Origin of the sequence: Namhaeicola litoreus (assembly GCF_042679565.1) — a bacterium.
In the GTDB taxonomy this organism is placed as follows: Bacteria; Bacteroidota; Bacteroidia; order Flavobacteriales; family Flavobacteriaceae; genus Namhaeicola; species Namhaeicola litoreus.
This window is the reverse complement of sequence record NZ_JBHTMY010000003.1, coordinates 73308-100190: the sequence shown is the minus strand read 5'-3', so window position 1 is coordinate 100190 and position 26883 is coordinate 73308. Positions and strand designations below refer to the sequence as shown.

General features: G+C 36.4%; 27 protein-coding genes. 7 read left to right on the top strand and 20 right to left on the bottom strand.

Annotated features, from left to right (window positions below; genetic code table 11):
• Positions 1-365: 365 nt before the first annotated feature.
• The 6 genes from ACFQ39_RS07715 to ACFQ39_RS07690 all read right to left on the bottom strand — a co-directional run bounded on the left by ACFQ39_RS07715 (position 366) and on the right by ACFQ39_RS07690 (position 4342).
• Positions 366-809, bottom strand: a complete 444-nt coding sequence (locus ACFQ39_RS07715; protein WP_377177738.1) for a hypothetical protein — start codon at positions 807-809, stop codon at positions 366-368.
• A gap of 13 nt (positions 810-822) precedes the next feature.
• Positions 823-1245 (bottom strand): VOC family protein, encoded by a 423-nt coding sequence (locus tag ACFQ39_RS07710; RefSeq protein WP_377177736.1) that lies wholly within the window; start codon positions 1243-1245, stop codon positions 823-825.
• Between the two features lie 114 nt (positions 1246-1359).
• Positions 1360-2724 (bottom strand): aldehyde dehydrogenase, encoded by a 1365-nt coding sequence (locus ACFQ39_RS07705; protein ID WP_377177734.1) that lies wholly within the window; start codon positions 2722-2724, stop codon positions 1360-1362.
• 63 nt (positions 2725-2787) lie between these two features.
• Positions 2788-3516, bottom strand: coding sequence for a DUF3784 domain-containing protein (locus ACFQ39_RS07700; protein ID WP_377177732.1), 729 nt, complete (start codon positions 3514-3516; stop codon positions 2788-2790).
• The gene (locus ACFQ39_RS07695) at positions 3513-4019 is read right to left on the bottom strand and encodes a GNAT family N-acetyltransferase (protein WP_377177730.1); all 507 of its coding nucleotides are present in this window, start codon (positions 4017-4019) and stop codon (positions 3513-3515) included. The genes ACFQ39_RS07700 and ACFQ39_RS07695 overlap by 4 nt, the downstream gene beginning before the upstream one ends.
• A gap of 11 nt (positions 4020-4030) precedes the next feature.
• Entirely contained in the window at positions 4031-4342 is a 312-nt protein-coding gene (locus ACFQ39_RS07690) for a YbjQ family protein (RefSeq protein ID WP_377177728.1), read from the bottom strand.
• A 138-nt stretch (positions 4343-4480) separates the two neighbouring features.
• On the opposite strand from ACFQ39_RS07690, the gene ACFQ39_RS07685 reads away from it, so the two are divergent.
• A complete protein-coding gene (locus tag ACFQ39_RS07685) occupies positions 4481-5452 on the top strand; it encodes a M28 family peptidase (protein WP_377177726.1) in 972 nt (323 codons plus the stop codon).
• Between the two features lie 18 nt (positions 5453-5470).
• Here ACFQ39_RS07685 and ACFQ39_RS07680 read toward each other — a convergent pair whose 3' ends face one another.
• Positions 5471-6181: an SIMPL domain-containing protein gene (locus ACFQ39_RS07680; protein WP_377177724.1), complete on the bottom strand. Its 711-nt coding sequence runs from the start codon at positions 6179-6181 to the stop codon at positions 5471-5473.
• A gap of 22 nt (positions 6182-6203) precedes the next feature.
• Positions 6204-7523, bottom strand: a complete 1320-nt coding sequence (locus tag ACFQ39_RS07675; protein ID WP_377177722.1) for an alpha-L-fucosidase — start codon at positions 7521-7523, stop codon at positions 6204-6206.
• Positions 7524-7953: 430 nt separating this feature from the next.
• Between ACFQ39_RS07675 and ACFQ39_RS07670 the strand changes: the two genes are divergently transcribed.
• On the top strand, positions 7954-8751 hold the full coding sequence (locus ACFQ39_RS07670; protein WP_377177720.1) for a hypothetical protein: 798 nt from the start codon (positions 7954-7956) through the stop codon (positions 8749-8751).
• A 64-nt stretch (positions 8752-8815) separates the two neighbouring features.
• Here the strand turns inward: ACFQ39_RS07670 and ACFQ39_RS07665 are convergent, their stop codons facing one another.
• The 7 genes from ACFQ39_RS07665 to lysS all read right to left on the bottom strand — a co-directional run bounded on the left by ACFQ39_RS07665 (position 8816) and on the right by lysS (position 16549).
• Entirely contained in the window at positions 8816-9415 is a 600-nt protein-coding gene (locus ACFQ39_RS07665) for a hypothetical protein (RefSeq protein WP_377177718.1), read from the bottom strand.
• A gap of 22 nt (positions 9416-9437) precedes the next feature.
• Positions 9438-11762, bottom strand: a complete 2325-nt coding sequence (locus ACFQ39_RS07660; RefSeq protein ID WP_377177716.1) for a patatin-like phospholipase family protein — start codon at positions 11760-11762, stop codon at positions 9438-9440.
• A 185-nt stretch (positions 11763-11947) separates the two neighbouring features.
• Positions 11948-12424: a hypothetical protein gene (locus ACFQ39_RS07655; RefSeq protein ID WP_377177714.1), complete on the bottom strand. Its 477-nt coding sequence runs from the start codon at positions 12422-12424 to the stop codon at positions 11948-11950.
• Between the two features lie 173 nt (positions 12425-12597).
• Positions 12598-13098, bottom strand: coding sequence for a glycine zipper domain-containing protein (locus ACFQ39_RS07650; RefSeq protein ID WP_377177712.1), 501 nt, complete (start codon positions 13096-13098; stop codon positions 12598-12600).
• A 10-nt stretch (positions 13099-13108) separates the two neighbouring features.
• On the bottom strand, positions 13109-13606 hold the full coding sequence (locus tag ACFQ39_RS07645; RefSeq protein WP_377177710.1) for a nuclear transport factor 2 family protein: 498 nt from the start codon (positions 13604-13606) through the stop codon (positions 13109-13111).
• 67 nt (positions 13607-13673) lie between these two features.
• Entirely contained in the window at positions 13674-14498 is an 825-nt protein-coding gene (locus ACFQ39_RS07640) for a hypothetical protein (RefSeq protein ID WP_377177708.1), read from the bottom strand.
• A 356-nt stretch (positions 14499-14854) separates the two neighbouring features.
• Complete coding sequence (gene lysS / locus ACFQ39_RS07635) at positions 14855-16549, bottom strand: lysine--tRNA ligase (RefSeq protein WP_377177706.1); 1695 nt, start codon at positions 16547-16549, stop codon at positions 14855-14857.
• A gap of 563 nt (positions 16550-17112) precedes the next feature.
• On the opposite strand from lysS, the gene ACFQ39_RS07630 reads away from it, so the two are divergent.
• On the top strand, positions 17113-17271 hold the full coding sequence (locus ACFQ39_RS07630) for a YqaE/Pmp3 family membrane protein (protein WP_377177705.1): 159 nt from the start codon (positions 17113-17115) through the stop codon (positions 17269-17271).
• Complete coding sequence (gene lipB, locus ACFQ39_RS07625; RefSeq protein ID WP_377177703.1) at positions 17271-17987, top strand: lipoyl(octanoyl) transferase LipB; 717 nt, start codon at positions 17271-17273, stop codon at positions 17985-17987. The genes ACFQ39_RS07630 and lipB overlap by 1 nt, the downstream gene beginning before the upstream one ends.
• Here lipB and ACFQ39_RS07620 read toward each other — a convergent pair.
• Together ACFQ39_RS07620 and ACFQ39_RS07615 are read right to left on the bottom strand one after the other, a co-directional pair.
• Positions 17956-19527 carry an NAD(P)/FAD-dependent oxidoreductase gene (locus ACFQ39_RS07620; protein WP_377177701.1) on the bottom strand — a complete coding sequence of 524 codons (1572 nt, stop codon included), beginning with the start codon at positions 19525-19527 and terminating at the stop codon, positions 17956-17958. The genes lipB and ACFQ39_RS07620 overlap by 32 nt on opposite strands.
• Before the next feature lie 3 nt (positions 19528-19530).
• Positions 19531-21498, bottom strand: coding sequence for a putative porin (locus ACFQ39_RS07615; protein ID WP_377177699.1), 1968 nt, complete (start codon positions 21496-21498; stop codon positions 19531-19533).
• 110 nt (positions 21499-21608) lie between these two features.
• On the opposite strand from ACFQ39_RS07615, the gene ACFQ39_RS07610 reads away from it, so the two are divergent.
• Together ACFQ39_RS07610 and ACFQ39_RS07605 are read left to right on the top strand one after the other, a co-directional pair.
• The gene (locus ACFQ39_RS07610; RefSeq protein WP_377177697.1) at positions 21609-22208 is read left to right on the top strand and encodes a ribonuclease HII; all 600 of its coding nucleotides are present in this window, start codon (positions 21609-21611) and stop codon (positions 22206-22208) included.
• 158 nt (positions 22209-22366) lie between these two features.
• The gene (locus ACFQ39_RS07605; RefSeq protein ID WP_377177695.1) at positions 22367-23419 is read left to right on the top strand and encodes a nucleoid-associated protein; all 1053 of its coding nucleotides are present in this window, start codon (positions 22367-22369) and stop codon (positions 23417-23419) included.
• Between the two features lie 4 nt (positions 23420-23423).
• Here the strand turns inward: ACFQ39_RS07605 and nhaC are convergent, their stop codons facing one another.
• Positions 23424-24869, bottom strand: coding sequence for a Na+/H+ antiporter NhaC (nhaC, locus tag ACFQ39_RS07600; protein WP_377177693.1), 1446 nt, complete (start codon positions 24867-24869; stop codon positions 23424-23426).
• Positions 24870-25177: 308 nt separating this feature from the next.
• Between nhaC and ACFQ39_RS07595 the strand changes: the two genes are divergently transcribed.
• The gene (locus tag ACFQ39_RS07595) at positions 25178-25492 is read left to right on the top strand and encodes a hypothetical protein (protein WP_377177691.1); all 315 of its coding nucleotides are present in this window, start codon (positions 25178-25180) and stop codon (positions 25490-25492) included.
• A gap of 134 nt (positions 25493-25626) precedes the next feature.
• Here ACFQ39_RS07595 and ACFQ39_RS07590 read toward each other — a convergent pair whose 3' ends face one another.
• Complete coding sequence (locus ACFQ39_RS07590) at positions 25627-26055, bottom strand: hypothetical protein (RefSeq protein ID WP_377177690.1); 429 nt, start codon at positions 26053-26055, stop codon at positions 25627-25629.
• Between the two features lie 26 nt (positions 26056-26081).
• Complete coding sequence (locus ACFQ39_RS07585) at positions 26082-26858, bottom strand: OmpA family protein (protein ID WP_377177688.1); 777 nt, start codon at positions 26856-26858, stop codon at positions 26082-26084.
• Positions 26859-26883 lie beyond the last annotated feature (25 nt).

Sequence of the window (26883 nt, the reverse complement as noted above, 5' to 3'; positions counted from 1 at the left end):
ACATAAAAAATGAGTCATAAAATCTTTCAAAAAAGTAATCACATTTAAGAAATCGAGCGAAAAAATTTTAACATTTTTTAACAACATTAAAGTTAGTCAATAAAACCTAGACTTCGCATTAAATTGACTCTAAAAAACAACTTTAAATCACTTAAATTTAATTTATTACAAAAATAAGGTTATCCCAAGAGAGTTTTTTTTGTAAGTGTTTGTTACAACAATTTTTCATCAATTTTAAAAATAGAGGGCGTAACAAAACCAATACACATTTTCAAAAAAAGAAATCTAATTTTCTAAACATATATTGCGTGATTAAATTACAGTGTCGTAGTGATATGAGCTATGGGTGGAAAGTAAATATTTTTCTAATGAAGGAATCCTTTTTTTATGCCGTAATCGGCCATCCAAATTAAAAACAAACCAACCAATATAACCAGGATAGGCATGGTAACAGCACCCGGCCCATAAACATCTGTAGCTTTGGCAATAAATAAACTGTGGTACATTTGAATGACGATAGAGACAAAAGAAATGACAAACACAGGTTTAGACCACTTTTTTTTCAACAGAAGACCCAAACAGCCCAATACCCCAAAAATGACAGAAACTGCAAAAGCAATATGGGTCCACAAGGGGTATTTGCCATATAATGTTGCTTCTTCTTCCGGTAAAGCCGCCAAAGCTTCAGCTGAATTTGATATCATAATATGTTGGACAAAAGATCCTACGCCCATCAAATTCCACAATAGCAATACAATTGCTAAAATCATATACCATTTTGGCATTCTGTTTACCTTAACCTCTATCATATTTTATTAAAATTTACAGATCACAATTGACCATCCAATTGATGCCAAATTGATCTGTGAGCATGCCAAAATAGGCATTCCAAAAAGTCACTGACATAGGCATGGTTACTTTTCCGTTCACCGAAAGTTTTTTGAAAAAACTTTCTGCTTCAGCCTTATTTTTTGTATTGATCGAGATTGAAAAATTATTTCCTAAAATAAATTCTTTATCCATATAAGAAGGACAATCACTACCCATGAGTACTGTGTCTCCATTAACAGGGAGTGTAACATGCATGATCCTTTGCAGATCTTCATTGGATAAGGGAGGCAAGCCTTCTTGGGGAGGCATTTCAGCAAAAGTGCTGATCATGGCAAAATCATTTCCAAATACCTGTTTATAAAAATCAAAAGCTTCTTTACAATTACCTTTAAAGGTGAGGTATACATTGATCATATTCTTTGAACTAAGTAAAATCTAAGATACAAATATTTAAATTTAAACCCTACAAATCCATTAATTAAAACACTTTGCAACCATACTGAAATATTCACCTATCAGCGCATAATTTCACCTCTGGCCCATGATCCATTTGATCAAATTGAGCTTCTTCTTGGTATGCGGGAAATATTTTAGACTGGGTTCGAACCAAGTGGGTTTCTCTAATATACTTTTGTAATGTGAAAAAGTACGAAAACCAGCCTCTCCATGATAAGCGCCAATACCACTATTGCCAACCCCTCCAAAGGGCAAGCTACTATTTGCTATATGCATGATAGCTTCATTCACCGCACCACCGCCAAAGGAAATTTCGTTTAAAACTCTTTCTTTAGTTCTGTTATTTTTAGTGAAAATATAACACGACAAAGGCCTAGGATGTGCTTTTATTTGGGAAATGGCTTCGGATAAATCTCTGTAGGTAAGTACCGGCAAAATAGGACCGAAAATCTCGTCTTGCATTATTTTATCTTCCCAGGTTACATCGCTTAAAATAGTGGGTTGGATGATTCTTTTTTCTATATCCACTTTACCTCCGGAATAAACTTTCTCTTTGTCTATCATCGAGGCAAGCCGTTCAGTATTGCGCTGATTGATAATTTGTACATAGTTTCCGTTTGTTACATCAAATTTTTCCTTTTCGATTTCCTCGACCATTTTTTGCAAGAATAGATCTTTGATCGACTCTTGAACTAAAATATAATCAGGTGCAATACAAGTTTGACCTGCATTTAAAAATTTCGCCCAAACAAGTCTTTTCACGGTGATAGGGAGATCACAATCTGCCTCAATAATGGCTGGACTTTTACCTCCCAATTCCAGCGTGACGGGTGTGAGGTTTTTAGCTGCGGCCTGATAGACAATTTTTCCCACAGGTACAGATCCTGTAAAGAAGATCTTATCAAATTTCTGGGCTAACAATTCAGTGGTCTCAGCAACACCCCCTTCAACAACTGTAAAATAGGCCGGGTCAAAATTTTCATTGACAACTTGAGCCATGATACGACTGGTGTTTTGTGGGAGTTCACTGGGTTTTAAAACAACTGTGTTTCCTGCCGCCATGGCAGCGATCACAGGAGCGAATGAAAGTTGAAAAGGATAATTCCAAGCTCCTATAACCAAAGAAACCCCCAAAGGTTCAGGAACCACATAGCTTTTCCCGGGTTGGTTTAACAAATTGGTTTTTACAGGTTTTTTAGCAGACCATTTTTTTACATTTTTGATAGCCTCGTCCAAATCGTGGTAGACCAGGGCCATTTCGCAAGTAAAATTATCAAAGGCTGATTTTTTAAAATCGGTAAAGATAGCCTCGTCGAAACTCTTTTCATTTTCCTTGATCAAACTTTTGAGTTTTTTTAATTGCGCAATCCTAAACGCAACGTCTTTGGTCTGGTTGCTGTTAAAAAATTCTCTTTGCTCCAGTACTATTTCTTTCATGAATTGCTCTTTTTTAGGTCGCCAAACGAATATATCAAATAATAGCAACTCTGTTCAGCCGAACTATTCTTTTTTTACATGAATCTGTTTTTCCAAAGTCTGGAATAATCCTAGGTTATCTGTGGAACTTGAAGAGAAATACAACTTGGTAGAATCTCTTTTTTGAATATAAATAATTGGGATCTGATCTCCGTTAAGGATTAATTTCACCTTTTCATCTTGATCAGTTTTAAAATATCCCTTTCTTACTTCTCCTGCGGCAAAACCATTACTTTTTTTGACGATTTTTGGCAGCTGATCAACCAATTTTATCACAGCAATCTCGGCATATAAAATATCATCACCATACATACCCTCTATAGAAATATTATCATCTGAAAAGACTAGTTCATTTTCTTTCATCCCTTCAAACATCATATAAACAACCAATAGTAAACTTACCACCACGACAATTACACTGGCATATCTTTTAAGGTTTTTCGGATTATTATCAAAACGAAAACCAATGAAGATGAAGATCAAATAAGCGCTGATGGGGTAAATAGAAATAAATGCGACGAGTGCGGTTTCCTCACCTAAAAAATACAGGATTAAGCCAAATACTAAAAAAGAAATACCTAAAAAAATATGAAATTTCTTAAATAAGGTCAGGTACCCATGCAAATCGAAATTTTTTCTCTGCTCAACCGACATGGTATTATAGCCAGCCAGCAGATTTATAGCATTTTTTTCATTGATTAAAAAACCAATGGCCATAAATAAAAGGCTCAAGCCTAAAATAATCCAGATCATCGTTTTAATTCTATATTTTTCTCCATTAAATAATCGTCCATCACAAAACCATCGCTTATATCGGTTACCGCTTCACCGTAATTGACAAAGCCAGCACTTTCATAGGCTTTGATCGCATTGAGGTTATCCTTGTTTACCGTTAACCTTATTTTCGGCAATTGAAGCGCAACGGCATTTTCTTCCACAAAATCAAGAGACTCTTTTCCGATCTTCTGACCTCTGAATTTATCTAGCAGATACATCTTACTTAAAAACAGTTGATCTTTTTGAATTTGATAAGAAAGATAACCAGCTGGATGATCTTCTCTATAAATCAAAAAATAAACAAACGATTCCTGAACCTGATGTTGCATATAGGTTGAGTTTTGAAATTTCTTTAACATATACACAACTTGCTCCAATCCTATAATTTCTGGATAATACTCATGCCAAATTTCATGAGCCAGATTTTCAATGAGAACAAAATCTTCAGGTTTTGAAGCTTCTACATAGGTGGTTTTCATAAAAAAGTTGACTAAATTTTGACTGCGGTCCCTGATGCGACAACCATCAACATTCCCTGACCTACAGTTTCATAATCTAAGTCGATCCCTATAACAGCATTGGCTCCTCTTTCTGCAGCTTGCTGTTTCATTTCCTTGATGGCGGTATCTTTTGCCTGACGGAGTACTTCCTCATAGGAAGACGAACGTCCTCCGACTACATCTCTAATCGAAGCAAAAATATCTCTAAAAATATTGGCGCCTATAATGGTTTCTCCGGCCACGAGACCTAAGTATTCTTTTACAGGATGATTGTCTAAAGTGTTTGTTGTTGAAATGATCATATCTTTATCTATTTGGTTGGTTAAATTTACGTGTTTTAGCAAAATTAGTTGTCATAATTCTTAAGACGTTACAATTCTATCAAACAATTTTAGCCAACAAAATTTATTTATGTAAACTTGCTGTATCAAATTTAAACCATGAAAATAAAATATTTACTGCTCTTCGCCTCCGGCTTGCTTTTATTCAATTGTTCTGTTCAGAAAAATACACAAGCGATCAATATAGACCAACAAGCATTGATCAACGGAATTCGAACCTTGTCTCACGATTCTTTGGAAGGAAGAAATTTTGCTTCTGTCGGAAACAAAAAAGGGCAATTGTATTTGGCCGAAAGATTTCAACAATATGGTATTGAGCCACTTTTTGAAAGTGGTTATATTCAATCATTCCCCGAATTATTACAAGGTAGGGCAAGGCAAATGATTTTGCCTATCGAAAATCCAGCTGAAGATTTTAGTAATGTGCCCGACACTTTGGTTTATGGCGGTAATGTTCTGGCTAAAATACCGGGTAAAACAAACCAAGTTATTGTCATTTCTGCCCATCACGATCATTTGGGCATTCAAAATGGAGAAATTTACAACGGGGCAGATGACGATGCTTCCGGAGCAGCTGCTTTACCAGTGATTGCCAATTATTTCAAAAACAAAACACCTCAGCACACACTCATCTTTGCCGAATTTGATGCAGAGGAAAAGGGCTCTTATGGTGCGAAATATTTTTTAAACAATTTTCCTGAGACCATGGGAACCATAAAACTAAACATCAATTTAGACATGGTTTCAAGAAACGAGAAAAAAGAATTATACGCTTGTGGTACACATCACTATCCTTATTTAAAAGCCCCTATCGAAAATCTAACCTCATCAGTAAGATTAGTATTCGGACATGATGACCCCGCGAATGAAGCTGAAGATTGGACAGAATCATCCGACCACCGTGTTTTTCACAACAAGGGTATTCCGTTTATTTATTTTGGCGTGGAAGATCATGAAGATTACCATACCCCAAAAGACGATTTCGAAAATATAGACCAACAATTTTATATCGGTGCCGTTACATTGATCGTGGAAGCCATCGAAAAGTACGATCGAGATTTGATCGATTAGATCGGCTTTTCTCAACTGTTAATCCTCAAGATAATAATCGATGGTAGAGACTACTCTCACCACTTTGATATAGGCTGTATTTTCATCCAGGTTATTGATGGTAAAAAGACCTTGCTGCGCATTTTTGATCTTACCCACTTTGGAATTCGAGTCTTCCGCAAATTTATCTGCTACTTCTCGGGCGTTTCTGGTCGCTTCTTCAATCATAGCTGGTTTGATCTCATTCAGACCCGAATAACTGTACTCTATGGGTTGCCAACTGTTTTTTGAATTGATCAAAATACCATTAGAAATCAGTGCTAAAGAACCTGTAAGTGCTTGTTGCACTTTTTCTATATTTTTAGTTCTCACAGTAAATTCCGCATTTGCGATATAGCGATACTCCCGATTTCTATTTTCGGATCCGTACAAAACTGCCTGGGTGTCTGTAATGGTAATGTTACCACTTGTCAATTCATCCTCCGTAAATCCCAGTTTCAGGAAGAACGCTTTGACAGCCCTATTTTGCATTTCTAGATCGTTCTTCAGCGTTAACAAATCATTTCCCGCAAGGGTGATATTGATGGGCCAAACCGCCAGATCAGCTTTTACTTCCTTTTCTGCAAGTCCTTTTACCTGAACTGAGCGGTCAAATGCTTTTCCTGTTTTATGCATATTCCCTACAAAATAACCTGCCAACACGATGGCTACTGATAAAATTAGGATTTTAAACCAATCAAATTTCTCCATTTTTAAGTATATTTTTTAAATTTTACTTTAATGTAATTTCTATGATCGTGTCAATCTCATCTTGCTCCCTTGCAGGTGTGCTAAACAGCAAACCAAAATCTGTAAATTGGTATTTTACTTTTGCCCTACTTTTGAAGAAAGTCATGTTTTCAATTTTGGTATTAAACCCCGGGAGAAACCAATTTTCTTTAGGGTTGAGCAAATGCACATAAAGTTTCTTTCCTTTTTGGGTAGAAACCAAATCTTCTGACGGTGCCAAAATTCCACCTTCAGAACCGTAAATTGTCTCCCCGTATACGGCTAACCAATCACCTATTTTTTCAAGAGACTTTACATGCTCTTCCTGTATTTTTCCATTTGGCATAGGCCCAACATTGAGCAATAAATTTGTTCCGTAACCCGCTGCTTTGATAAGGTATTGAATAAGTTCTTTGTCACTTTTATGATGGCGATCTTGTAAATTAAAACCCCATGATCCGTTGATCGTCTCACAAACTTCTTTGGGTAGAGAACCTATATCTTCGGCCTTGGAAGCAAATTTTTGTGTTGACCTTCCCGGTAGGTCCTTTTCGAACATCTGAAAATCTTCTCCAGGTTTAATTGCTTCGTGGTGATTATTTCCAATAAGGCATTGGGGTTGCAATCTGTGTATTAATTGATAGATTTCATCGTAATGCCAATCCGCCTCCTTCTTATCCCAATCTCCATCGAACCAGATCCCGCCGATCTCCCCGTAATTCGTCAATAATTCTGTGAGCTGACCTTTCATAAAAGCGATATACTTCTCCCAATTTCCATCTTTTCTTCCGGCAATACCATTCCCGGTACTTCCTCTCGGATAATAATCATCGTTATGCCAATCCAAAAGAGAATAATAAAAAAACAATTTGATCCCTTCTTTTTCGCAAGCAACGGCAAGCTCCTTTAAAATATCTTTTTTATAAGGTGAACTTTTTACAATATTATAATCGGTCAATTCAGTATCAAACATCGAAAAACCATCGTGGTGGCGTGTAGTGATACAGATGTATTTCATCCCCGCATCTTTGGCCATTTTTACCCACTCTGCTGCGTTATAGTTAACGGGATTAAAAAAAGTGGGTAATTTTTCATATTCAGGGATCGATATATTTTGCAATTGCATGACCCATTCTCCATCACCCAATACACTATAAACACCCCAATGAATAAAGAGTCCGAATTTGGCATCGGCAAACCATTTTCTCGCTTCTAAATTCTCTTTGGCAGGGCTATAAGATTGGCTACATAGTGGCTGAATCAAGAACATGAAGACTATTAATAACAAGTAGTTTGGTTTGAATTTCATGATTTTGCGCTGCATGGATACTATTTTTATTTAAAGATAGAAAATCTATCACCTAAATATGGCGATGACATCAATAATATTGAATAAAGGTTTCAGGCGTATACCTCAGTCTAAAACTCTAAAGTAAATATTATCAACTGCATAAAAAACACATATAAATTTCATTTGTATAGCTAGATAATTGCATAGAATTATTGTGATTACAGTGTAATATCAATGCGCTTTCAGTGTACTCTCAGTGCACTCTCAGTGCGCTCTCATCACAGTTTCAAAACAAACTAATTCATTATAGAAAACTGTTCAACCTATAAAATACCCATTAAAAAGCATAATAGTATGGCTGACACCTAAAAATATGTGATTTTGATGTTTACTTTTTACTTCTGCCATCATAAAAAAGAGGATAGTAGAATCCTAAAAAAATGAATCAATAAATCAAATAAACATGGCAGATCAAAAGAGTCTATTGAAATTCACCGGATCGTTAAGTGGTTTGGTATTTTATGAAAGAAATGGAAAGTTTTATGTAAAAGGTGCAGGAGGTGCCGATAGAAAGCGTATCCTCAAAGAACCCAATTTTGTGAGAACCCGTGAAAATATGCAGGAATTTGGCGCCTCTGCCGTGATGGGACGTTCATTTCGCAATGGTTTTCTCCCAGTGTCCAAGCTGATCAGAACCACCTCCTTATCCGGAAAAGTAACAGGGATAATGAAGCGCATCAACAAAGCGGGTGCAGGAGTACGAGGGTCAAGGTCTTTTGAAATCATCAAAAACAAAACATGTCTAGAGGGTTTTGAACTCAATCAAAAAGTAGCCCTATCCTCAGTTTTTTACCCGCCTTACCCAATGCCTGAATTGAATTCCACCAGAAATTTGATTACTTGGCAAGTGCCTCCCTTTCATCCCACAATTTATATTTCAGGGCCTCACCGGGCCAGCCACTTTCAAGTTCTACTGCATGCCTTTGTCTTGAGCGACTATGTTTTTGACAAAGATGTAGAGAAATATTTATTTGTAGGTGACAAATACCATGAGTTTCGCGGTACTAGCTATAGTTCAGTGCTTTCCTCGAGATCTCATCTCACGGAAACCATAAATTTATCCATTCAGTTAGGAGAACCAGAATTATCAAACTCCGCCGCCCTGGTCGTGAGCATAGGAATTCTTTTTTTCGAAGAAGTGAACGGAAAACCCCTGCTTATTTCGGGACAAAATTCGATGAAAGTTGTTTTGGTGGCTTGATCCAATCTCAAGTGTCCTTCTTTTTAAATGTGGCGCACATAAATATGTCAGTTCCATCCAAAGATCAATCTTTGTCTTTGACTAATTTACCGGCTCCCTCTCCATACTTCTTGATCATCAACAGCAGTTGTCCCATTGGTAATTCGCTGTATTTCAATTTTGATTGATGAATCAGTTTTACTTCTCCTGCTTTTGCATCGGGAGGTTCAGGAAAAAACACAACGCTAAATTCTCCTTGCTGTTTATCGACCTCAACGCCCATGCGCCAGTCCCCTTCTTCACCAAGTAAAACAACTTTCCATTCTTTATCTGTAATGCCAATCGCATTACTCGCACTGGATTTCATCATGGCATAACCCGGTATGATGGCAGAAAGCAGGTCATCCAATTTATTCATAAAGAACTTCGTTTTGCTTTTCTCCAGAAGAAAACCAAAACCATAGCAAATAAGAAGGATCAAAATAACACTGAGTAAAGTGAGCATACCTATACCAAAAAACTTTTGTTGAGGTAAATGCTCTTGTATAGGAGTCATCATTTTTTGTATAAACCCGATGGCCTTGCCCAACAAATAACTGATCAATACAATGGGAAATATAAACAGTACGATTCCCTTTAATATTCGATCTAAAATTTTACTATACCATTTCATCCTTTTTTTCATTATTATCAATTTTCAACCTATTTTAATTTGATCTATTCAATTGATAACCAACCCCTATAAAAAAGCGAATTTTGCTTATATCATTTGTGTAGCTCAGATCAAAATCAATTGGACCTAAAAATGTGTCTATCGAAGTTGTAACACCTGCCGTGAATATACTACTAGGATCAATTGTCTCTTTCCAATTGCCATCTGGTGAAAACGCATCTTCAATATAATTATTAAAATCACTAAAACCTACTGTACCAAAATTTACGTGAGGCTTAAGATAAAACAATCCTAGAAAATTATATTGCAATGCCAACTCTACCATCATAAACTGGTTAACAGCCAATTCGCTTTCCAACAATCCTGGCAAAACGAAATTATCTCTTCTTGGTCTTGTAAGCACCCCTCCCAAATAGTATTTTGCTCCGTAGGCATAGTCAGCAAAATCTACCTCGTCACTTTTTAAATCATCATAAAAAGTGAAACCAACATCTGCCCCTGCAATTCCGGTTAAGCTCTCGGAGATCGATAAGCGTTTTTCAAAGTCAAACGTAAATTTTGTAAATCCGTTGACAGGTTTTTTAAAATCCCCAATAGATTCATCTATGTAATTAACATTGGCTTCATTGTACAGGGATCTGCTGAGCATGGCCTTATACTTAACTCCTTTCGTTGGAAAATATGCCCGGTCGAATGAATTATGATTATATTGGGCATAAAGTGAAAAATTATTAAACCTATAATCTTCTAAGCCCAAGAAATTATCAACAATATCAGGATCAGCTTTTGGTACTATCCGAGTAAACTCATACAATAAACCCAATCCAACAAAACTTTTAAAAGAGTTTATGTTTTTATTGAACTGTAGATCTCCATAAGAATATCTGTATCTGAACTCATCGACAGTTTGACCCTCAAACACAAAATCTTGATCTAAATTTTCTGTGTAGGCTTCAGCTCTAGACCACCAATCTCTTTTTTCTCCAAATATTTTTTGATACTGCAAGCGTCCTCTTTGTTGTTCTGCTATATCTAAAGTTAACAATAATCGAGATGAGTTACCCAATACATTTCTACCGGTATAATTTAGAATAAGGCCAATTCCATTGTACGAATCATAATGTAATCCGCCTTTTACTTGGTGTTTTGACTGTTCTACAGCACTAATTTCTAAAACTAATTTATCGTTTTCATCTTTTTTAATATCGTAACTAACAATCTCAAAGAAATTCGTTCCAACAATTTTATCTATCCCATCTTTGATATCTGACGTTGTATAATTAGTTTGTGTTTTAAAATTTGCTCTAGATTTTACTGTTTGTAAATACTCCTCGCTTATTCCTGTATAGGTTATATTTTCAATAAAAAACTCATCTTTAACATCAGGTCTTTTTGCAGGAGTTTGAGGAAATCCTTTTAATCGTTCTGCAAGTTCAATGAATTTTTGCTTTTCAACTAAGGTGCCTATTTTACCCTCTTCATAAATTTCTGTTGCCTTAGCGAAATCTCCGGTTTCATAAGTTAAATAAGGTACATGATCTATCAATATATCACATAGTGCTCTATTTCCAGGATTTTTTAAATTACTACTGAGCATCCCAGTTTGAAAAAGTAAACTCCCTATATTATCTAATTTTTCCTTTGGCTTCATCCCTCCCCCAACGTCGCTACCTATAATAATATCTGCACCCATGCGCTTAGCTACATCAACTGGAAAATTATTCAGCACACCTCCATCCACCAACAGTGTTTCATTGTAGTCCAAAGGCATAAATACACCGGGTATAGACATGCTTGCGCGCATAGCAAAATTTAAGGAACCACTCGACAAAACAACCTCCTTACCATTCACAATATCAGTTGCCATGGCTCTGTAAGGTATAGCAAGATCATCAAAGTCTTTTACATCGTAAACCGAAAAGGTCAAACTATGAAAATATTCGCGCAAATTCTGATCGCTTATTATAGCACTACTGACTTTGGGTTTTCCTTTTACGAAATCAAAATCGACGAGATATTGATTATACTCACTTTTTTCCTCGTTACTAATATCTCTTAATGAAATGGTCCCACTAAAGAGTGACTCCCAATCAGTAGTCCTGGCTAATTCTTCAATTTCATTTCCCGAATATCCCATGGCATATAAACCTCCTACAACACTCCCCATACTTGTTCCAATAATTAAATCAGGTACCACCCCTAAAGAATCTAACATCTGTAAGGTATAGATATGCGCTATCCCTCTAGCCCCACCACCACTTAAAACAACAGCTACTTTTGGTTTTTTTTCTTGGGCTGGACTTAATTGAACAAATAGCACGGAAAGCAAAAGAAATGGGAAAAATTTAAAATATTTCATGATGAGGGTAATTAAGATCAAATGAATGCGATAACCACCTTAAAGGTAATTTAAAACCTTCATTTTTTGACTAAAATCTTTTTAAAACAATTCTAAATTAACGATGAAATACTATTTGCATGGAACAAAAAATAAAAAAGCCCTGTCTTTATAAAACAGGGCGTTCAATATATTTTTTTTTCAGGCTAGTTTAACTCTCCAATAAATGGAATGCCTTCCAAAATTGCTGAACGAGATTCGCTCAAAATATACGATTCTATTTGAAAGAATTGTGCCGCCGCTTTTGAACCGGATTTTTTCTTGATCTTTTTGTAATAGCTATCGATCAATTTATCATTAGCGCTTCTCAATCTGATCATTTCTTTGATCGTATTATCATAACCAGTCAGATCCATACTGTCATAGTTATTGGCATAATTGGTGAGTGCTTGTAAGCGCTCTTTTCCTAAACTTTTTCGCTTTAATTCATACTCGTCATAAAGTGTCCAAAAATCATCGTTGGCCGCATCTTGCAGAAAATCAGAAACTAATTCTTTTTTTTCCATACCAAAAATAGATTGGAACATATCTATTTCTTCAGTATAAGTTTGCGCTTGAATGTTTTGTCCAAACAACATCGCCATAAACACTGCGATAACTACATAAAATTTTGTCTTGTACATGGTTAATTCATTTATATTATAACGAAGGTGAAATTACTAATTCTTTTTAACAAAAATTAATATAACTTAGAAAAAGTCAAGTAAATACTTACTCTTTTCTGTATCTTACAAATTTCCTGGTTTACTTCATTGTTGGTAAAACAGAATAGGTTTACACTTACTCTGCTTAAACCCTATTTAACCGTATACCCTTTAGCTTCTAGACAAGCAGAAAAAGCCTTTTTATAATCATTTAACAATTGGGCTTGTTCTTGCTCAGCCACTTGATTATTAGCTTGTTGCTCATGAGCATCTCCCATTCTTTTTGACCTCCGACCGGCAAGTCCTCCAACCACAGCACCAATGGCTGCACCCTTACCTGTATCTCCAGCAATAGCTCCAATAGCAGCTCCTGCTGCAGCACCACCCGCAGCACCAACTATAGCAGATCCATCCGGTGAAGTATCCGTCTTCGCAGCTGTTACCTTTGTAGGATTCAAGGGGTCATATCCAGTTTGCTCCATTGCCCATTTAAAACATACTGATTCGTCAGCATCTTGGGTTTTCGCATCTTGATCCTTTCCAGGAAAAGCGTAAAGCCCTAAACTTTTTGCTATACTGGTTTCTTGTGCATCTGTATCCATTAGACCAGCAAAACTTAAAACAAGAATAATTAAGTAATTTAAATTTTTCATTTTTCTCTATTTATAAATAATCTGGATTAATAAATACATACCCTAATTGTTCCAAAACATCTGCTTCATTGTAAAAAGTAAAACTTCTTACTATCTTTCCATTTTCAATTAAATAGACAGAATTTGTCCAAACAGTTACCTCCTTTTTATCTTGTTTGTAAACGATTTTCAACTCTGCCCAGACTGAAACCCATTCCCCTTTATTCTCACCATCAGGTACTTTAACAGAAATAATTCGTGATTTGCTGTACTTTACACTTTCATAAAGGTTCATTATATTAACTTGCCAATTTTCGAGGGCACCCACTTTGTTGATAGAATCATTTGCAGAAGGACCTAGTCCGACATAATTATCTGCCAACAGAGATTCCATTGTTGCTATATCATTTTCTTCTACAGCCAGAACATATTTTTTAATTAAAACCTCATTTTCCCTAGAATTATCATCAGAGACTGAACAACCTATGAAGATTGTTAACAGTAAAACAATTAAACCTTTAATTCTCATTTTTTTTTGCTTTATAAATTTATTTCAAGACTTCTACATTTTTTATTAATAAAACATTTTAATTACACTAGAAACTTCCATAAAGAGTAAAAGATGGCCCACTAAAAGAAAGATCAACAGAACCGTTCCATTGGTTTTGATTGATCCCTGCATTCACTAAAAAATACCTGTAATCTATAGCCAATCCGAAATACTTCGTGAACCGGTAACGCACCCCCGGTGAAAGGTCCCATAAAGATCCCGAATATTCGTTCACTGTTATTCCAAACCAGTCAAATTTAGCTGTAAATGCCCATTTTTCTGTTGGGGCAAAATAATACCATAATGCAATATTTGGCAAGGGAGCTGTTGCCTCGCCTGCAACACGTTTAAAGGTATTATCACCCTCATTGACAATGATATTACCCTCTATAAATGGTTTTATGGAGAGTAAATGAACCCCTAAACCTCCACCCAACTCATGTTTTTGACCACTTGAGATCAAATGACCAACAAAAATTCTATAGAGATTGATCGTATATCCAACTCCCACATTACTTCCCTTGTTAAAGGTATAATCACCTGCAGTAATATCGCTTTTTAGAACAGCCTTAGTGGCATAGCTGGCGTTAAAATATTCTGCACCCAACCTCCATTTATTGGCAAATCGCCAGTCGAAAGTAAATTGCGGAGTAGCCCGGTTGTTATTGAAGTCGAATGTCTCATCAAATTCGATTAGTTGATCTTTAGATTTTCCGTCGACACTGAATTTGACCTTTTGTGTTGGAATATAAACACCTGCACCAAATTGAAACCTACTCGTAAGTATAGGATGCTTAACAGGCTCTTGTGCGGAAGTAAAATATAGGGGAAGAGCGATGAGCAAAATAGAAAAAATATCCTTTTTTTTCAAAACACTTATGAATTGGTGTTGGCGGTAAAGGCATTTTTTTTGCCTTAACTGACACTATGAGTGTAATAAAGGTACAAAATTAATGGTCATAGCGATGCAATAAATTCTGTCTTTTTATCCGAATTCCAAATTTTTAAAAACAGTGTTGATCAATTCGGTAAAACCTTGATTTCAACAATTATTGAAGATGTTTTTTAGATGAACTTCCAAAGCAATATTTATGTTCAATTTTCTATGATTCAATCACTATAACAGCGTTGTAAAAATCATTTCCTAATTCAAAAAAAAAGGAATTACACTTCAGCAATTCCTTTTTTAAAAGTTAAAATTTAGGTTTTCTCCTGAAACACCTACTCCTATAAAAGTTCTACAAAAAGCCCTTCTTCAGTTTTTTCAACTTTCGCTAACTTATGTTTTGTCAGACTTTTGATAGCAAAATCCCATTTTTTATTACTCAGTCCTGTTTGTCCTTTTAAAGCGTTCAATTCAACGGGAGAACTACTTTTTAATAAATCGAAAACTACTTTTTCATCAGGGCCCATTTCAGGTACTTTTTTCTCCGGTTTCATTTGTGGAAAAAATAATACTTCTTGAATAGAGAGATTATTGGTCATAAACATCACTAATCTGTCGATACCAATACCAATACCTGAGGTTGGTGGCATACCGTACTCCAGTGCCCGCACAAAATCTTTGTCTATAAACATAGCTTCATCATCTCCTTTTTCCGACAAGCTCAACTGATCCTGAAAACGAGCCAATTGATCGATTGGGTCGTTTAACTCGGTATAGGCATTTGCCAATTCTTTTCCGTTCACCATTAGCTCAAATCGTTCTGTTAGCGAAGGATTATCTCTGTGTTCTTTACACAACGGACTCATCTCTTTGGGGTAATCTGTAATAAAGGTAGGCTGGATATAATGGTGCTCGCATTTTTCACCGAACAATTCGTCAATCATTTTACCTACGCCCATGGTTTCATCGGTCTCGATTCCTACTTTTTTACAAACCTCTCTCAACTCCTCTTCGTTCATCCCTGCAACATCAAAACCAGTATGTATTTTTATGGCCTCCAAAATAGGAACTCTCGCATAGGGTGCTTTAAAATTTACAGTATTTTTCCCGATTTGCACTTCTGTTTTCCCATTTGATTCTATGGCGACCTTTTCCAATAATTGTTCGGTCATCTCCATCATCCAATGGTAATCTTTATAGGCTACATAGAGTTCCATTACCGTAAATTCGGGGTTATGGGTTCTATCCATTCCCTCATTTCTGAAATCTTTTGAAAACTCATATACTCCGTCAAAACCTCCCACGATTAATCTCTTTAGGTACAGTTCATTGGCGATACGTAAATATAGAGGCATATCTAAGGCATTGTGATGGGTCACAAAAGGACGTGCCGCTGCACCACCAGGAATAGGTTGAAGAATGGGTGTTTCCACTTCCAAATAACCCCTGTCATTAAAGAACTGCCGAATGGTATTCGTGATTTTTGTTCTTTTAATAAAGGTTTCCTTTACATGGTCATTCACAATTAAATCTACGTACCGCTGTCTGTAGCGCATTTCAGCATCACTAAAAGCATCATGCGTCTTCCCTTCTGCATCAACTTTTACAATTGGCAAAGGGCGCAAAGCTTTGGATAAGAGGGTAAGTTGATTGACACTCACACTTTTTTCACCTACTTTGGTTTTAAAAACAGTCCCTTTAATTCCTATAATATCTCCAATATCCAGTAATTTTTTAAAGACCTCGTTGTACATGGTTTTATCTTCGCCGGGGCACAATTCATCCCTATTGACATAGATCTGCATTCTTCCACTTGCATCTTTTAATTCAGCAAAAGACGCAGAACCCATAATTCTTCTACTCATCATTCTGCCGGCCAAAATCACTTCCTTACCTTCTAATTCCTCAAAATCTGTAATTACCTTTTTTACCGAAGATGTCGTTTTAAAAGCGTCTGCAGGATAAGGATTTATTCCCAAATTTCTGAGTTTTGTAAGTGATTCTCTACGTACGATTTCTTGCTCTGATAATGGCATTTTTTTTGAAATTAAAGATTTATTGAATAGGCGCCAAAGATACAATGGTTTTCAGAAACCGCAACCGGCTCTTTTAAAGATTTTTACACCTAGTTTTTTTTTAAGACCTTTGCCGAGGACAAGGACAAAGGATAAAGGATAAAGGATAAAGGACAAGTAAAAAGTAAAAAGGTAAAAGTTAAAAGTTTGGATAGTTATGAGTGATGAGTGTTGAATGATGAGTGAAATTGTGAATTAGTGATTTTAACCCGGCCTCAAAGAAAAAAGTGCTGAGATCAAAATCAAGGCTTAGTAAGACGGAGAAGCTTCGATTGGCTATGAGAAGATCACTCCGCCACACTTAGCCTTGATGAAGGGCGAAGTGCTTTTTTATTTGCAGCCTAGATTTTTTTGCTTCTTTTTTCATCGATGGAAAAAAGAAGAGAGAGAAACCGAAGTTGCAAAACTTCGGGTTATATTCTTAGAACCTGAAGCCATTTATGGCCACTGTTGCAGTCCGGGATAAAGGATAAAGGACAAGTAAAAAGTAAAAAGGTAAAAGTAAAAAGTTAAAAGTTAAGATAATGAGTTTCTGGCGTGTATTGCTTGCTATAGTACTCCCTCCGCTGGCTGTAATCGACAAAGGTTGTGGATCGGTACTTATCGTTTTGATACTGACCGCTTTGGGCTGGGTTCCCGGCGTTCTGGCAGCTTTGATCATTTTGAACAATCCGAAAAACTAATGGAAAAGATAGAACTCATAGAAATAGGTGTAAAAGATTATCAGGACGCCTGGGATTTTCAACAAAAACTGCATCAAGGAATCATCGATATTAAATTGGCCAACCGCAAAAGAGAAAACAAAGAAAAAAACCCCAACTACTTTATTTTTACAGAGCATCCCCATGTTTATACTTTGGGAAAAAGTGGTGATATCAGCAATTTATTGCTCAACGAAGCGCAACTCAATGAAAAAGGAATTCAGTTTATGAAAACCAATCGAGGTGGCGATATTACCTATCACGGACCCGGACAAATTGTTGGATACCCCATACTCAATTTAGAAGATTTCTCACCCGATATTCATTTATACATGCGTAATTTGGAAGAAGTGATCATTAGAACTTTGTCCGAATACGGCTTAAAAGGAAGCAGAAGTGAGGGCGAGACAGGGGTTTGGTTAGATGTAGGCACCCCTTTCGCCAGAAAAATCTGTGCGATGGGTGTACGAACTTCGCGATGGGTAACCATGCATGGATTTGCACTGAATGTCAATGTGAATTTGGGTTATTTTGACCATATTATTCCTTGTGGTATCAAAGGAAAGGCGGTTACCTCTTTAGAAGCTGAATTAAATAGTAAAATATCTATGGATGAGGTAAAATCCAAAATACTAAATCATTTTTCAAACATATTCGATATCGCTTTTATTCCGGCACAAACACCCCTAAGCCTATAGCAACCTGTTCAGCGCATTTTTCTCCATCAATGGCAGCAGAAATAATACCTCCTGCATAACCAGCACCTTCACCGCAAGGAAACAAACCTTTTATTTCTATATGCTCTAAAGTATTCCTATCCCTCGGGATTCTTACAGGTGAAGAGGTTCTCGACTCAGGAGCATGAACTACAGCATCATTGGTTAAATATCCACGCATGCTTTGTCCGAAAAGTTTAAAACCTTCTTGTAATGACTTATAAATAAAAGGGGGTAAGACTTCTCCCAACTCTACAGAAGTAGTTCCGGGAATATATGAGGTTTGCGGAATGTTTTTAGATGTTTTCCCTTGGGTAAAATCGATCAAACGCTGGGCGGGTACTCTTTGTGTCTCTCCTCCTAATTTCCAGGCAGTTTGCTCTATTTGCTTTTGAAATTCTACGCCGGCTAAAGGACCAAAAGCCAAATAAGGTTTAAAATCATCAAGACTCAATTCAACCACAATGCCAGAATTTGAGCTTGGCTGATCTCTTTTAGAAGGTGACCAGCCATTGGTAACAACTTCACCCGGTGCCGTGGCACATGGAGCAATAACGCCACCCGGACACATACAAAAGGAATAGACACCCCTGTTTTTTACCTGCTTTACCACACTATAAGCCGCAGCAGGTAAATAATCTCCACGTGCATCACAGTGGTATTGAATTTGATCTATGAGTTGCTGAGAATGCTCTACCCTTACCCCTAATGCAAAGGGTTTGGCTTCTATCTTTATATTTTTACGGTACAACAACTCAAATATATCACGTGCCGAATGTCCGGTAGCCAAGATTACTTTTCTGGCTTCAATTTTATCATTGTTTTGGGTACGCACACCTGTTATTTGTTTTTCCTTGATCAGAAGGTCAACAACTCGTGTATTGAACAAAATTTCACCACCCCATTCTAAAATAGTTTGTCTAATGTTGGCAATTAATTTCGGTAATTTATTTGTCCCAATATGTGGATGTGCATCAATGGCAATATTTTCATCGGCACCATGTTCAATCAAAAGCTGTAGAATACGGTTGACATCCCCTCTTTTTTTTGATCGGGTATAGAGCTTTCCATCTGAATAGGTGCCTGCTCCACCTTCGCCAAAACAATAGTTCGAATCAGGATCGACAGTATGAAAACGAGTAATAGCCGCCAAATCTCTTCTTCTCTCTCTTACATTTTTTCCCCTTTCGACAATGATCGGCTTTAAACCCAACTCAATAAGTCGAAGTGCAGCGAATAGTCCAGCTGGACCTGCTCCGATGACGATGACAGACTCAGCGTTGTGCACTTCTTGAAAGTTGGTTTTTGATCTTGTTTGTGGATTGAACTTTTCATCGACATAAACTTCCAAAAGCAGGTTTATTTTTACCTTTCTCTTTCTGGCATCAATGGATCTCTTTTTAATGTTGAGATGTAGAATTCTATTGGAACTAAGCTTCAATTCTCGTGCAGCTATCTCGAGTAATTGATCTTCAAAATGAGCTTCTTCGGGACTAACCTGTATTTGCAATTCCTTTTTCATAAATCAAATAAAGAAATTCCAAATAATTCCAAAACGCACCATAAAATCCCGGTATGGCACACCAGGAGAAGAATAATAATTATAACCCGTTAAATCTGAATTGATATGCTCGAATAAGAGATACATCCTCGTGCGTTGAACCTGCGCGTTGATAAAGAAATCGAACATAGGAAATCCGCCATATTCCCCTTCGTTTTGTACAGCAAATTCTCCTAGGACCGGATTGTATAATTGTAGGTTAAACTTACTGAAATAATTAAAAGTAATACCCGTTTGCAACTGGAGAGGATCTCCTTTAAAAATCCAATCCGAAAAATAAAGTGAATTACGCGTCACAAATCTTGGCACAGGAAAAATATCACCATTATCTGATGCTTCCTGATAGATAAAAGAATTGTCTAAGGCAAATTTTCCTAGTCTAAACTCTTTTCTTACATTCACTTTCAGGTATTGAATGGATTGTGATGTTTGTATGGGTTTTACAATATCTCCTTCAGCTTGAAAGTAGGTATAACTGTCTAAATTGGTTACCGACACTTCTGCATCTAACCACTTGGCAGATCTGATACCAAAAAGTAGACCTGTTCTCTGTTCATTTTTAAAGTTGGTCTGCCAATTAAATGCTTTATAATCGCTTTGAAAAAGTAAAAAATTGAAATTTGGCGATTTATTATGTGTAAAAGCATCCGCATAAAACGAAGTTACAGTATCTAGTTTAAAAGAAGCTCCTCCACCTAAAAAATATCCCTCAAGGTTACCTGCAAGAATGCTTTTAGCTTCAGCCTTTAAATTAAACTTTTTTAAATCTGTTGTCCATTTTGCTCCAACAGAGACCACATTCCCATCAAGACGATCATTGATGACTGTCTCTTCACTAATCAATATTCTGTCGTACCCATAGGTATAATCATAGTTAGAAAGACTCACGACAAAATCGCCTAAAACATAAGGTGATCTGAATTGTACAAAAAGTTCATTGTACAAAGAAAAGTTTTCCACTTCATCTTCTATATCTGAAGTGAAGGCATTTCCAAAGATATCACTTGTTCCTTCCTGATTATATTGAAAATGCTTTCTTTCATAATTAAAGATATGTCCGATGCTCAAATGAGAAAATTTCTTTGAAGGGATAGAATCATTTCCTTTCCAAAGTTTATAAAAGTGATCGAAATAATAACGATTTCCTCGAAGGATACTTTCACCGCCAACAAAGTTCGTTTCCAATCTTGCACGGTCTTTAAAATTTGAGTCGCCACTTTCAAAATCTTCAATGGAATCATCTGTCAAACCTCCATTTTCTTGGTTGATGACATCCTGCGCAGCGATGTGGGCACGCAGGTAATAACGCTCATTTTTAGTATGATAGTTTGAAGTAACTCTAAAACTTCCTAAGTCGCTCAAATTACTTACATAATGACCGAGGGAACGTGTCCCTTTAAACGAAATCGAAGAGTTGATCTGTTCTGAAGAATTAAAGGTAAAGATACCTTCTGCTACCTGACCCTGTTCCATTCCTGTACGATACATTAGTTGGGTTGTAGGTGTAGGAACATAATAATAAACAACATCTTCCTTGCTATAATAACGATCATGCTTAGTTCTTGCACCAATATCCGGAAATAGATTGCTATTGTAAAACGAAAACGTAAGGTCATTATAGGTCTGCCCTTGATTTGGTAAACTCATCCTACCAAATTGATCTCTTTTCTGCTGATTAAACTCATAATAGGTTTGGATACTCATCGTGGTATCCACATAAATCGAGTCCAGATCAAAATTGATGACCTTATAATCTTTATAAGATGTTTTACCAGAAATTTGAACGGTAATTTCGTTTCTATTGATCAGCGTATCCGTCACACTTTCTTCAAAGCGATTGCTCATTGGATTAAATTGGCTTTCATTTCTGATCTGTGCCGATGAGATCGAACAAACAAAAGTCATTAAAACAAGCAAAAAAGCTCTTAGCATATTGTGTATTTTGCAAAAGGCAAAGGTAGAATTTTTAAAGAAATTAAATCTGTTGAAATAAAATGCTTGCACAGTATTTTCATTTTCCTACAATTTTATAAATTGCACAGATGCTAAAAGCGAGATATTCTGAGTTTTTACTTGAGGCCGGTACGGATGAAGCCGGAAGAGGTTGTCTGGCCGGACCCGTTGTAGCCAGTGCTGTTATACTTCCAAAAGGCTTTGAACATCCCTTCTTAAACGATTCCAAGCAGCTAAAAGAAACGCAAAGGTTGGAATTGAAAGAAATCATTGAAAAGGAGGCAATTGCATGGCATGTAGCATATGTTTATCAGGAAGAAATTGATAAAATCAATATTCTCAATGCATCCATCCTCGCCATGCACAGATCATTGGAAGGGCTAGAAACCGTCCCCGAGTTTATCGCTGTGGATGGAAATCGATTCAAAAGATACAGCATTATACCCCATAAGACAATTGTCAAAGGTGATGGAAAGTACCTCAACATAGCCGCTGCATCTATTTTAGCTAAAACATATAGAGACGCCTATATGACTGAGCTGCATGAATCCTTTCCAGCTTATAATTGGCAAAAAAACAAAGGTTATCCTACCAAAGAACATCGCAGTGCGATAGAAATAAACGGCATCAGTCCGCATCATCGAAAAAGCTTCAAATTGTTTGAACCTCAATTAAAATTAAACTTATAGTTTCTATTGATGAAGACCTATTTCTAGAATCTTTTTTCTTTTTTTAGGATAATTAAAGTAGGAGTTTTAATATTGCCAATTCGTTTCTGAAGAAAAAAAATGAAGTATAACTATTTTTTTACCTTTCTTCGAATCTATTTATTTTTAGCCTCAAGAATATGATCAAAAGACAGAAATCTGTTATTTCACAACTGATTTTACATAAAGTTGGAAATAAGTTTAACGACACAAAAAATGCTTTTTCCGAAAGCGCTGTAGTCTTTGACGAAGACAGTTACCAGTTAATGTTACCTTTTCTACTCAAACCATTTATGAATTTGGCTGAAAGTTATCGATTTGATCATCATGCAGACATCAATTTAAATGAATTGTACAGTTACAGCAAACAATTATTTGCGGATGAATCCTTATTTATCGATGTTTCCAAGAATATAGTCAAACATTTATATGAGCAGTCAAATTCTGCCAATATTAAAACGGGGGATGTGATTGTGGTATATTTTAATGATGTTGAATTTAATGATGTTCTCACCAGTGCGATCGGTATTTTCAAAGTTGAAAATAAATTAGACTTTTTTCAGACCTATTTGCAAGATGGCAGTTACGATGTAGCAGTTCAGAAAGGAATCAGTACAAAAAAAATAGACAAAGGATGCTTGATTATCAATTATTCCGACGAGCAAGGTTTTCCTGTTTTGAGTGTAGACAACAATAATTATGATGCCCAGTATTGGTTGAAAAACTTTCTACATGTGAAATATGCAAACGACAAGAATTTTCATACCATGACCTATTTAGATCTTTGTAAAGAATTTGCCGGAGATATCTTAAAGAAAGAATTTGGCACCAAAGAACAAGGTAATTTCCTGGCAAAAACTGTAGATTATTTTAAAGAAAATGACACGGTAAATATTCACGATTTTAAGAAAAATCTTTTTGAAACTTCAGTGGGACAAGAAGATTTATTTGATGAGTTCAAAAAGAACTATGAAAATGATAGAGAAATGGTTGTCTTAAATCAATTTCATGTATCTGAGCTTGTTGTAAAAAAACAAAAACAGAAATTTAAAACTGAAATAAAACTAGACACCCATATCCAAATTAAACTGGATATCGATGCACCCGATGCAGCGGCAGAATACCTTGAAAACGGTTTTGATGAAGAGAAAAAAATGAAGTACTACAAGGTGTATTACAACGAAGAAAGTTAACACCCTAGTCTACCAACTTTCTAATTTTGATCTGAAATGCTGCAAAGAATAAGGTCATAATCGGACTGAGATAATTAAAAATCGCATAGACAAAATAATCCTGTACCCCAACGCCCAGAACTTTAGATTGATAGGCCCCGCAGGTATTCCAAGGTACAAGCACTGAGGTAACCGTACCGGAGTCTTCTAAAGTTCTACTCAGATTTTCCGGAGCTAATCCTTTAAGGGCGTAAGCCTTGCTAAACATTTTCCCAGGAACAACAATGGCCAAATATTGATCACTTGCCGTCACATTTAAAACAATACAACTGGCCGTGGTACTAAAGAATAAACCGAAAACAGAATTTGCCATACTCAACATGGCACTGCTGATTTTTGCTAAAGCGCCAATGGCATCCATAATTCCACCAAAAACCATGGCACAAATGATCAACCAGATCGTACTCAACATACCTGCCATACCTCCTGACGTGAAGAGATCATTCAATTGTTCATTAGAGGTTTCTATGGCCGTATCCACAGTCATTGCATTCATTACGCCCATATAAGCTGATCTGAAATCTAGCTTTTCCACATTGGCCAAACGAGCGACAACTTCAGGTTGGAAAATGAGCGCAAAGGCAGCTCCCAATAAGGTACCAATCAATAGTGCCACAAGTGGTTGAGTCTTTCTTATAATTAGAAAAATGACAGTAGCCGGCACAAGAAATAACCACGGACTTATATAAAATGCCTCATCAATAGACGCTAGAATGGCCGTAGTATCTGCTTCCCCTTTCACATCCCCGAACAAGCCTAAGATGACAAAAATGATAAGTGTGATCACAATAGATGGAACTGTCGTATAAACCATGTATCTGATGTGCGTGAATAGGTCCGTTCCAGCCATTGCAGGGGCAAGATTCGTAGTATCCGATAAAGGCGACATTTTATCTCCAAAATAAGCACCGGACAAAACTGCGCCAGCTACCATTCCTAGAGAAATTCCCATTGCCCCACCAATTCCTATTAAAGCAATGCCCACCGTGGCAGAGGTTGTCCATGAGCTCCCTGTTGCAATAGAGATTATTGCACAAATAACCACCGTTGCCGGAAGAAAGAAAGTAGGATTTAAAATTTTCAGTCCGTAGTAAATCATAGTGGGTATCACTCCGCTGATCAGCCATGTACCTGCCAAGGCACCTACAAATAACAGAATAAGTATTGCTCCTGTGGTAGATTTCAAATTATTGGCAACTTCATGAATCATCTGATCATAAGTAACTTTGTTTCTAAACCCAACTATGGCAGCGATTGCTCCTCCCATTAATAAAATGAACTGATTAGATCCGCTCAACGCATCATCACCAAATACAAAAACATTATAGGCCAACAAAACCACCAGTACCATTACAGGCAGAAATGCCTCAAATATGCTCAACTCTTTATTCCTAATAATATTCGTATCCATTCAATCTTTTATTTTGCCGCTGAAAATAGTCAAAAACCCGATGAGAAAAAAAATATGCCGATATTTTATATTAAAAATCTAGTAAATCCCTTTTCTTTTTTACATTTTTTGATCGTTTACCAACAGGCATAAATCATAATTGAAATATGGCGATATGGCAAATATTACTTGCATCAATTATGATATTACTGTTTCAAAAGGGCTAAAATTCTCGAATTCAAAAAAAAATCAGAATTTTTCAATATCCTTACGCAACCAATTTATTAATCACCCATCTATACTAAGTATAGTAAAAAACCCCCGTTACTATGATCATAGAAAGAAACATTTTAGAATTACTTCTCTCCAATGATAATGAAACTTTTATTGATGTTTCAGTCTTGGAAGAAGATTACAGTAAGATTAAAGAGGCAGTTGCGTATCTCAAGAGCAATCATTTGATTGTTGAGGAGGAGCGAAAGCCGAGAAATTTGGAAGCGTTTGGAATTTCAAATAACCGAATTCTTTCAATAAATGTGAAGATCACTGATAAAGGTCGTGATTATGTGAGAAGTATGTTGAATCAACAAAATGCAAAAAGTCCCAGATCAGGAAGGAAAAATTTTTGGAGATTCGCTTTTTAAACGATAGAAAACAATTAAATATTACTCGAAATTAATTAATGAAAAAGGGCTGTTTTTATGAACAGCTTTTTTTTTGCATAAAAAAAGAGAGTTGATGACGACTCTCTTTTTTTGATTTCTATTTAAGTTAATAACTACACACCTCCTTTTAGGTGCTCTTGCCATATTTTCAATTCTTCCCAATTGCCTTCATCAGCTAGTTTAGCTTGTGCCGACCAAGTCCTTGGGTTATGCATTGTATAGGCAGGCCCTGCGGCATCCAGAATTCTTTGAAGTCGCAAAGAACTTGTATCTGATAATTGCTTAAAACTCCAGATACTGTCATTATTAAGTAATCCTTGAATTTTAGGACCAATTCCTTCTATTTTTGTGAGATCGTCCTTCACGGCATCAACCGCTACTATTGGTGCTGCTATTTTAGAATCTCCGTCTCCACCAAAAATTTGTTTCAACAACCAGCCCAAGAGCAATCCTAACAAGAATGCACCTAAGAGCCATAATAACCATGGCCAAAAAACATCTGAACCATCACATGCTGTTGTATTTATTGCTAATCTAATCATAATATTGTGTTTTAAATTTGGTTAGTTTATTTTATTTCAATTTCTACTCTTCTGTTTTTTTGTTTGCCTTCTTCAGTTGTATTGTCTGCGATCGGTTCCTTTTTACCCATAGATTCTACCGTTATTCTTTCGGCAGACACACCTTTGCTGATGAGATAATTTTTTACTCTTTCGGCTCTTTCTAATCCGAGATTGTAATTATAGTCTTCATCTCCATCATAGTCTGTATGACCTGTAATGTGCAAAGATTGACCACTCGCTTTTACCTCTTCGATGAGCTCACTAAGATATCTAACAACATTCTCTGTATCTATTTCTTTTGTTTTATCATATTCAAAATAGATAAATACTTTGTCGTGAAGCTCCGTCACGTTCTCATTTCGCACTACCCATTTAAAAATACTTTTGTGCAGTGGGTCTGACAATGCTACTTGGCAATCACCCAATGGTCCTCGCACATCTAATTCAATTGCCTCAGAATTGAGTTCGTTTGCAAACAATTCGCTGAGTTTCTTTGCTCTGGCAAGGCCTAATTCTTTGGTCTCTCCATCAAAGTACGGAGCAACCACCAAGAGTTTTTCACCCTCTTTTTTTTCTAAAAGAATTGCTGCTTTTCTTGAAGCCCAATCTGAACTGGTGATTGGTGTATCAGAATTACAGTCAAACACTAAAGGTCCAACAGCCTTTACTTCTTCAACGATTGTTTCATCGCAACACACTACGGTATCCTTATACCAGCTCCATGCGCGCCAAACCAAAAGTAAAAATAATAGTACTGTTAAAAATGCTAATAATTTTTTCATTGATTAAGGTTTTTAGGTTAGATAA

What these genes read in the sequence shown, in the direction of transcription:
- ACFQ39_RS07670 (WP_377177720.1), top strand. Translation starts at nt 7,954, where the DNA reads ATGGCAGATCAAAAGAGTCTATTGAAATTCACCGGATCGTTAAGTGGT.
- ACFQ39_RS07700 (WP_377177732.1), bottom strand. Translation starts at nt 3,516, where the DNA reads ATGATCTGGATTATTTTAGGCTTGAGCCTTTTATTTATGGCCATTGGT.
- ACFQ39_RS07650 (WP_377177712.1), bottom strand. Translation starts at nt 13,098, where the DNA reads ATGAAAAATTTAAATTACTTAATTATTCTTGTTTTAAGTTTTGCTGGT.
- ACFQ39_RS07610 (WP_377177697.1), top strand. Translation starts at nt 21,609, where the DNA reads ATGCTAAAAGCGAGATATTCTGAGTTTTTACTTGAGGCCGGTACGGAT.
- lipB (WP_377177703.1), top strand. Translation starts at nt 17,271, where the DNA reads ATGGAAAAGATAGAACTCATAGAAATAGGTGTAAAAGATTATCAGGAC.
- ACFQ39_RS07595 (WP_377177691.1), top strand. Translation starts at nt 25,178, where the DNA reads ATGATCATAGAAAGAAACATTTTAGAATTACTTCTCTCCAATGATAAT.
- ACFQ39_RS07620 (WP_377177701.1), bottom strand. Translation starts at nt 19,527, where the DNA reads ATGAAAAAGGAATTGCAAATACAGGTTAGTCCCGAAGAAGCTCATTTT.
- ACFQ39_RS07665 (WP_377177718.1), bottom strand. Translation starts at nt 9,415, where the DNA reads ATGAAAAAAAGGATGAAATGGTATAGTAAAATTTTAGATCGAATATTA.
- ACFQ39_RS07710 (WP_377177736.1), bottom strand. Translation starts at nt 1,245, where the DNA reads ATGATCAATGTATACCTCACCTTTAAAGGTAATTGTAAAGAAGCTTTT.
- ACFQ39_RS07685 (WP_377177726.1), top strand. Translation starts at nt 4,481, where the DNA reads ATGAAAATAAAATATTTACTGCTCTTCGCCTCCGGCTTGCTTTTATTC.
- nhaC (WP_377177693.1), bottom strand. Translation starts at nt 24,869, where the DNA reads ATGGATACGAATATTATTAGGAATAAAGAGTTGAGCATATTTGAGGCA.
- ACFQ39_RS07645 (WP_377177710.1), bottom strand. Translation starts at nt 13,606, where the DNA reads ATGAGAATTAAAGGTTTAATTGTTTTACTGTTAACAATCTTCATAGGT.
- ACFQ39_RS07680 (WP_377177724.1), bottom strand. Translation starts at nt 6,181, where the DNA reads ATGGAGAAATTTGATTGGTTTAAAATCCTAATTTTATCAGTAGCCATC.
- ACFQ39_RS07605 (WP_377177695.1), top strand. Translation starts at nt 22,367, where the DNA reads ATGATCAAAAGACAGAAATCTGTTATTTCACAACTGATTTTACATAAA.
- lysS (WP_377177706.1), bottom strand. Translation starts at nt 16,549, where the DNA reads ATGCCATTATCAGAGCAAGAAATCGTACGTAGAGAATCACTTACAAAA.
- ACFQ39_RS07660 (WP_377177716.1), bottom strand. Translation starts at nt 11,762, where the DNA reads ATGAAATATTTTAAATTTTTCCCATTTCTTTTGCTTTCCGTGCTATTT.
- ACFQ39_RS07590 (WP_377177690.1), bottom strand. Translation starts at nt 26,055, where the DNA reads ATGATTAGATTAGCAATAAATACAACAGCATGTGATGGTTCAGATGTT.
- ACFQ39_RS07705 (WP_377177734.1), bottom strand. Translation starts at nt 2,724, where the DNA reads ATGAAAGAAATAGTACTGGAGCAAAGAGAATTTTTTAACAGCAACCAG.
- ACFQ39_RS07690 (WP_377177728.1), bottom strand. Translation starts at nt 4,342, where the DNA reads ATGATCATTTCAACAACAAACACTTTAGACAATCATCCTGTAAAAGAA.
- ACFQ39_RS07630 (WP_377177705.1), top strand. Translation starts at nt 17,113, where the DNA reads ATGAGTTTCTGGCGTGTATTGCTTGCTATAGTACTCCCTCCGCTGGCT.
- ACFQ39_RS07615 (WP_377177699.1), bottom strand. Translation starts at nt 21,498, where the DNA reads ATGCTAAGAGCTTTTTTGCTTGTTTTAATGACTTTTGTTTGTTCGATC.
- ACFQ39_RS07655 (WP_377177714.1), bottom strand. Translation starts at nt 12,424, where the DNA reads ATGTACAAGACAAAATTTTATGTAGTTATCGCAGTGTTTATGGCGATG.
- ACFQ39_RS07585 (WP_377177688.1), bottom strand. Translation starts at nt 26,858, where the DNA reads ATGAAAAAATTATTAGCATTTTTAACAGTACTATTATTTTTACTTTTG.
- ACFQ39_RS07715 (WP_377177738.1), bottom strand. Translation starts at nt 809, where the DNA reads ATGATAGAGGTTAAGGTAAACAGAATGCCAAAATGGTATATGATTTTA.
- ACFQ39_RS07695 (WP_377177730.1), bottom strand. Translation starts at nt 4,019, where the DNA reads ATGAAAACCACCTATGTAGAAGCTTCAAAACCTGAAGATTTTGTTCTC.
- ACFQ39_RS07675 (WP_377177722.1), bottom strand. Translation starts at nt 7,523, where the DNA reads ATGCAGCGCAAAATCATGAAATTCAAACCAAACTACTTGTTATTAATA.